Here is a 6,556-nt window from a genome sequence, read left to right on the forward strand (position 1 = left end):
AGACTCGATTTTTGTTGCTGCAGCAGCAAAAGAGGCCGCATAGGCGGTGTAGGTAGTTGTCTGCAGCCGAAATACACCGGTCAGCTTGTCCAGCCCAGACTCGACGTCGGTACCGGTTAGGCCCTTCATCGTAGAGGTAGCCAAATTGGCAGCCGCCACTGCAGCGGTCTGGTCGCTCTCCGCTGCCGTGCTAGCCGTCACTGCACGAGCCGATGCGGTTCGGTATGCCGCTTCCGATTGCTTTGGCCAGTTGCCCTGAATCAAGTTGTACTTGTCGGCGGGCTTGACGACGTCCGGGATGGGGGCCACGGCAATGCTCCAGTCTGCTCATACATGGGTACGGCCATCCTCCCACGGCAGCGTCCGTTGAGTAGCTAACCCTGATATTCGCAGGTGTTCGGGAAGTCGCTCGCCAGCTTGCCGTCCTTGTAGTCAAGATCGTGCCCAGCACTCAACTCAGCGGCTACGTCGCCGTGCGGGACCACCCCGCCCAAGCTGCGCATAAACAAACGCATAGACAAACCTGAAACCGTGGACGGGCGATTTCGACTGTTCGTGGGTGCGTTTGCCGGGGATATGGCGGGGCGGGCGGTGGGCAAGCTGGGATGCGCCGGTTCGGCGCCGCCGGCGGCCGCGGTGCCCTGGCCGACCTCAACCGGGTGTGTACGGCGCTAAAGCTAAATCACCCCGGCAGCACCGGCACCGCGCCGGCCACCAGGAACGCCGGCACCGGCACCCAGCCCTGCCTCTGCTCGGCGGCAGCGCTGGAGAGCTGCACCACCCCACGCGGGTCGGTCACGTACACCGTCGACGGGTCGGCGGCGATCGTCGCGACCGGTGTCTGCAGATTGTCGGTCGGCGCGTCGGAGTTCACCCCGTCGATGTTCACGTACGACACCGGATGCTCGGTGTCGTCGCGGCTGACCACGAGGTCGTCGCCGGTGCGCCAGGCCAGCGAGACCACCGACGACTCCAGGCCGAAGCCCAACCGGCGCGGGAAGGTCAGCGCGAACTGCCCGGCCGGGTTCTGCTCGACGGTGGCCAGGATCACCTGGCCCTCGATCACCATCGCGGCGCGGGTGCCGTCCCGGGACAGCTGCAGTTCGGGGATCGGCCCGGGGAACTTCGTCGACACCGCCCCGGAGTCCACCGGGGTGCGGGCCGGCCGCCCGGACGCGCTCTCCTGCAGCGCCCGCACCACGTTGTTGCCGTCCACCACCACCCAGACCGCGCCGTCCAGCGCCCAGCTCGGCCGGGACAGCCCGTGCCCGTCGACCGACTCCACCGCGTCGCCGCCGAGGTCGCCGATCCACAGCGACGCCGCCGACTCCGGGGTGCCCGGGTGCAGCGTCACCACCGACGCCGCCTGTTTGCCGTCCCGGGACAGCGCGGCCGCGGTCTGGCTCGTCAGCTTGCCGAACGCCCCGGAGACATGGGCCAGCTGCTGGCCGTCCAGGCCGACCAGCTCCCCGCCGACCAGCGCGTGCACCCCGACCCCGGCGCCGTCGGCGGCGCCCGGGTCGGTGGCGGCCACATCGGAGGTGGTCCAGCCGTCGGCGAACCGGTCGTCGAGGGCCTCCCCCTCGGTGTCGATCACGTACGGCCCCTTGATGTCGGCGCGGGCCAGCGTCCAGATGAGCTGCGCGGCCAGTAGCTGCCGGCTGTTGGCGTCGGCGGCCGGCAGCCGGTCCAGGTCGACCCGGGCGCCGCCGTAGCCGCGGCCCACCCCGGTGGCACCGCCGTCGGCCCGGGTCACCGGCCCACGCAGCCGCAGCGGCGGGGCCAGCAGGTTGTGCACGCTGTGCACCATCTCCGGTCGCGGGCCGACGATCAGCTTGGAGACCAGCTCGGTGGCGAGCTGGTCCGGATCGGAGACCGCGACGTAGCGCGGGTCGGGGACCATGGTCTTGCCGGTCGGGTCGACGAAGTACAGCGTGTGCCGCTTGTAGGTGGCCTGGAACTGCTGCCAGTCCAGGAACACCCCGTTGGGCAGCCGGTCGATCCGCCAGCCGCCGGACGTCTTGACCAGCTCGATCGGGCCCGGATCGGGCAGCATCCCCTCCCCGGTCTGGAAGACCCCCACGTCGGAGAGCGTCCCCAGGATGGCCGCCTTCATGGTGATCGAGACCCGGTTGGAGCCGCGGGTCTCCACGAACACCACCTGGTCGATGAGGGTGGCGCTACCGGCGTCGTCCCAGCCGTCGGAGGCCGACTGGGTGAGGAACTGCCGGGCGGCCAGGTGCCGGTTTCCCGGGTCGGCGGTGGCCTTGAGGAACTCGCGGAGCAGCATGTCGGGGTCCATGCCCGGCGTCGGCTTGGGCAGGTTCGACGGCGCCGGCCGCTCCACCGTGCCGATGGCCTGCGGCGCCGACGTGCTGGGCACCGCGGCACAACCGGCGGCCGCGACCCCGGTGACCACGGCGGCGACGGTGACCACCGCACCCAGCAACGTTCTTGCCCGGCGCATCATCCGCTCCTCTGCGCATGCTCGCGCAGCCGCCGCCGCCGCCCGGTGTCGGTGTCTGTGCCGCCGCTGGCGGTCTGCTGGGCGACCGGTTTCAGCGGCAACGGGCTGGTGGTGACCTTGTGGCCCCGCACCAGCGGCAGGGTCAGCCGGAAGCAGGCGCCCTGGCCGGGCTCGCCCCACGCCTCCAGCCGGCCCTGGTGCAGCCGGGCGTCCTCCACGCTGATCGCCAGGCCCAGCCCGGTTCCGCCGGACTGGCGCACCCGCGACGGGTCCGACCGCCAGAACCGGCTGAACACCAGTTTCTCCTCACCCGGGCGCAGCCCGACCCCGTGGTCGCGCACGGTGACCGCGACGGTGTCGACATCGGCGGCCATCCGAATCACCACCGGTTTGCGTTCGGCGTGGTCGATCGCGTTGGCGATCAGGTTGCGCAGGATGCGCTCCACCCGGCGCGGGTCGACCTCGGCGATCACCTCGGTGGCCGGCAGGTCCACCTGCAGCTCCACCCCGGCGTCGTCGGTGAGGTGGCCGACGTTGTCCAGCGCGCTCTTCACCGTCGAGCGAAGGTCCACCGACTCCACCGACAGCTCGGCCACCCCGGCGTCGTGCCGGGAGATCTCCAACAGGTCGTTGAGCAGCGTCTCGAACCGGTCCAGCTCGCTGACCAGCAGCTCGGTCGACCGGCGCAGCGACGGCTCCAGATCCTCGCTGTGGTCGTGGATCAGGTCGGCGGCCATCCGCACCGTGGTCAGTGGGGTGCGCAACTCGTGGCTGACGTCGGAGGTGAACTGGCGCTGCAGATCGCCGAACTCCTCCAGCTGGGTGATCTGCCGGGACAGGCTCTCGGCCATGTCGTTGAACGACACCGCCAGCCGGGCCATGTCGTCCTCGCCGCGCACCGGCATCCGCTCGGAGAGGTGCCCCTCGGCGAAGCGCTCGGCGATCCGCGACGCCGACCGCACCGGCAGCACCACCTGGCGGGAGACCAGCAGCGCGATGCCGGCCAGCAGCACCATCAACACCAGCCCGCCGGTGGCGATGGTGCCCCGCACCACCTGGACGGTGCTGCTCTCGTTGGCCAGCGGGAAGATCAGGTACAGCTCCAGGTTGGTCACGCGGGACGCGGTCGGGGTGCCGATGATCAGCGCCGGGCCGGACAGCCCCTCGGCGTGCACGGTGGCGTACTGGTAGCTGACCTGGCCGGCCTTGACGAAGTCACGCAGCGCCTGCGGCACCTGGTCGACCGGGCCGGCGCTGGTCGCCGCCCGCGGCCCGTCGCCGGGGACCACCAGCACCGCGTCGAACGCGCCGGCCGAGTTGCCCAGCGCCGCCGGGTCGGTCTTGGACGTCAGCGTGTTGCGGGCCAGCTGCAGACTGGACGTCAGCGAGCGGGCCTCCTCCCCGCCGACGATGCCACCGACCGTGTTCCGGGCCCGCTGGATCTGCTCGGTGGCCGCGTGCACCTTGGCGTCCAGCACCCGATTGGTGATCTGGCTGGTCAGCACGAAGCCGAGGGCCAGGATCACCGCCGCCGAAATCCCCACGGTCAGCACCACGACCCGCAGCTGCAACGATCGCCGCCAGACCATCCGGGCGGCCCGGCTCAGCGCGTTGACGCCGTGCAACAGCGGGCCGGACCGGCCCCAGCGCCCCCGAATGCGCGGCTTGGAAGAGCCCCAGATCACCCGCATCGTCTCCGGGCGCCTGTGCCGGGAGTCACGGAGGTCCGGCCTTGTAACCCACTCCTCGAACGGTCAACACCACGGTCGGATTCTCCGGGTCCTTCTCCACCTTGGCCCGCAGTCGCTGGACGTGCACGTTCACCAGCCGGGTGTCGGCCGGGTGGCGATACCCCCACACCTGTTCGAGCAGCACGTCACGAGTAAACACCTGACGCGGTTTCCGTGCCAGCGCGACCAGCAGGTCGAACTCCAGCGGGGTCAGCGAGATCTGCTCACCGGCCCGGCTGACCTTGTGCGCGGGCACGTCGATGTCGATGTCGTCGATGGCGAGCAGCTCGGCCGGCTCGTCGTCGTTGCGCCGCAGCCGGGCCCGCACCCGGGCCACCAACTCCTTGGGCTTGAACGGCTTCATGATGTAGTCGTCGGCGCCGGACTCCAGGCCGAGCACCACGTCGACGGTGTCGGTCTTGGCGGTCAGCATCACGATCGGCACCCCGGAGTCCTTGCGCAGCACCCGGCAGACGTCGATGCCGTTCATCCCGGGCAGCATCAGGTCCAGCAGCACCAGGTCGGGGCGGAGCTCGTGAACCGCGGTGAGCGCCTGGGTGCCGTCACCGACAACCGCGGTGTCGAAACCTTCGCCGCGCAGCACGATGGTGAGCATCTCGGCCAGCGACGGATCGTCGTCGACGACAAGAATCCTTTGCCTCATGGCGTCCATGGTGTCACCAAATCGTGACAAAACCGGGGTGGCGCACCCGCGTTTCGCCGCTTAACTGCGTGTCAACCGGGCCGCAGCAGCGCCGAGGCCAGCTCGGCGACGTCCACGGCGGGGCCGACCACCTGCCAACGGCCGCCGAAGCCGGCACCGGCCAGACCGCGGTACACCGCACCGGTGCGGGCCTGCAGGCCGTCGTCGCGTTCGTAGGCGTCCCGGGTCCGCTCGCGGTCCAGCCGCTCCCGCCCCCGGGCCCGCTCGGCGGCCAGCTTGGCCGGGACGTCGAGCAGCACCTGCCGGTCCGGTGCGGGTAGCCCCAGCCGGTCGTACTCGAGCTCGGCCACCCACCCGACCACCTCGCCGGACGCGTCCTGGTGCAGCCGGGCGGCGCTGTAGGCGGCGTTGGAGGCCACATAGCGGTCCAGGATCAGCACGTCGTGCGTCCCGACCAGCTCCGCGATCTCGGCGCGGGCGCCGGCCCGGTCCAGGGCGAACAGCACCGCCATCGCATACGCCGAGGCGGCCAGGTCGCCGTGCTCACCGTGCAGCGCCTCGGCGGCCAGGTCGGCGGCGGTGGAGTCCCCGTAGCGCGGGAAGGCCAGGGTGGCCACCGCGAGCCCGGCGGCGGTCCAGGCGGTCCGCAGCCCGTCGGCCAGGGTGCGCTTGCCGGCGCCGTCGACCCCCTCGATCGCGATCAGCACGGCGTGAGCCTACGCGTTGAGATTGCGCACCGGGTCGTGCAACAACCGGAGCAACAGCCCGGCACGCAATCTCAACGACGGGGGACCGGTGTCAGTACCGGTAGTGCTCCGGCTTGTACGGGCCATCGACGTCGACGCCGATGTACTCGGCCTGGTCCTTGGTCAGCTTGGTCAGCGTGCCGCCGAGCGCCTCGACGTGGATGCGGGCCACCTTCTCGTCGAGGTGCTTGGGCAGCCGGTAGACCTCGTTGTCGTACTCGTCGCCCTTGGTCCACAGCTCGATCTGGGCGATCACCTGGTTGGAGAAGCTGTTGCTCATCACGAACGACGGGTGCCCGGTCGCGTTGCCCAGGTTCAGCAGCCGGCCCTCGGAGAGCACGATGATCGACCGGCCGGTGTCGCCGAAGGTCCAGACGTCGACCTGCGGCTTGACGTTGTCGCGCACCGCGCCGGAGGTCTCCAGGGCGGCCATGTCGATCTCGTTGTCGAAGTGGCCGATGTTGCCCAGGATGGCCTGGTTCTTCATCGCCTTCATGTGCGCCAGCGTGATGATGTCCTTGTTGCCGGTGGTGGTGACGACGATGTCGGCCTCACCGATGGCCTGCTCGACGGTCTTGACGTCGAAGCCCTCCATCATCGCCTGCAGCGCGTTGATCGGGTCGATCTCGGTGACGGTGACCCGCGCGCCCTGGCCCTTGAGCGACTCTGCGCAGCCCTTGCCGACGTCGCCGTAGCCGCAGACCAGCGCGTGCTTGCCGCCGATCAGCACGTCGGTGCCGCGGTTGATGCCGTCGATCAGCGAGTGCCGGCAGCCGTACTTGTTGTCGAACTTGCTCTTGGTCACCGAGTCGTTGACGTTGATCGCCGGGAACACCAGCTCACCGGCGGCGGCCAGCTGGTAGAGCCGCAGCACACCGGTGGTGGTCTCCTCGGTGACACCCTTGACCGACGCGGCGATCGTGGTCCACTTTGAACCAGCGTCGGCCTT

General features: G+C 70.1%; 7 protein-coding genes. All 7 read right to left on the minus strand.

Features of this window, described 5'->3' with window-relative positions; genetic code table 11:
* The coding region (locus AC2VNT_RS04020; RefSeq protein WP_486945623.1) for a hypothetical protein at positions 1-309 on the minus strand (309 nt) is incomplete at its 3' end.
* Between the two features lie 65 nt (positions 310-374).
* Positions 375-515: a hypothetical protein gene (locus tag AC2VNT_RS04025; protein ID WP_486945624.1), complete on the minus strand. Its 141-nt coding sequence runs from the start codon at positions 513-515 to the stop codon at positions 375-377.
* A 167-nt stretch (positions 516-682) separates the two neighbouring features.
* Positions 683-2,467, minus strand: coding sequence for an MtrAB system accessory lipoprotein LpqB (gene lpqB / locus AC2VNT_RS04030; protein ID WP_486945625.1), 1,785 nt, complete (start codon positions 2,465-2,467; stop codon positions 683-685).
* Positions 2,467-4,152, minus strand: coding sequence for an MtrAB system histidine kinase MtrB (gene mtrB, locus AC2VNT_RS04035; RefSeq protein ID WP_486945626.1), 1,686 nt, complete (start codon positions 4,150-4,152; stop codon positions 2,467-2,469). Before mtrB ends, lpqB begins: the two co-directional genes overlap by 1 nt.
* Before the next feature lie 31 nt (positions 4,153-4,183).
* Positions 4,184-4,870 carry a two-component system response regulator MtrA gene (gene mtrA / locus AC2VNT_RS04040; protein ID WP_486945627.1) on the minus strand — a complete coding sequence of 229 codons (687 nt, stop codon included), beginning with the start codon at positions 4,868-4,870 and terminating at the stop codon, positions 4,184-4,186.
* Positions 4,871-4,932: 62 nt separating this feature from the next.
* Positions 4,933-5,568: a dTMP kinase gene (locus AC2VNT_RS04045; protein WP_486945628.1), complete on the minus strand. Its 636-nt coding sequence runs from the start codon at positions 5,566-5,568 to the stop codon at positions 4,933-4,935.
* A 91-nt stretch (positions 5,569-5,659) separates the two neighbouring features.
* A partial coding sequence (locus tag AC2VNT_RS04050; protein ID WP_486945629.1) for an adenosylhomocysteinase occupies positions 5,660-6,556 on the minus strand: 897 nt, incomplete at its 5' end.

It is taken from the genome of Mycobacterium sp. TH-M15, from assembly GCF_057473705.1.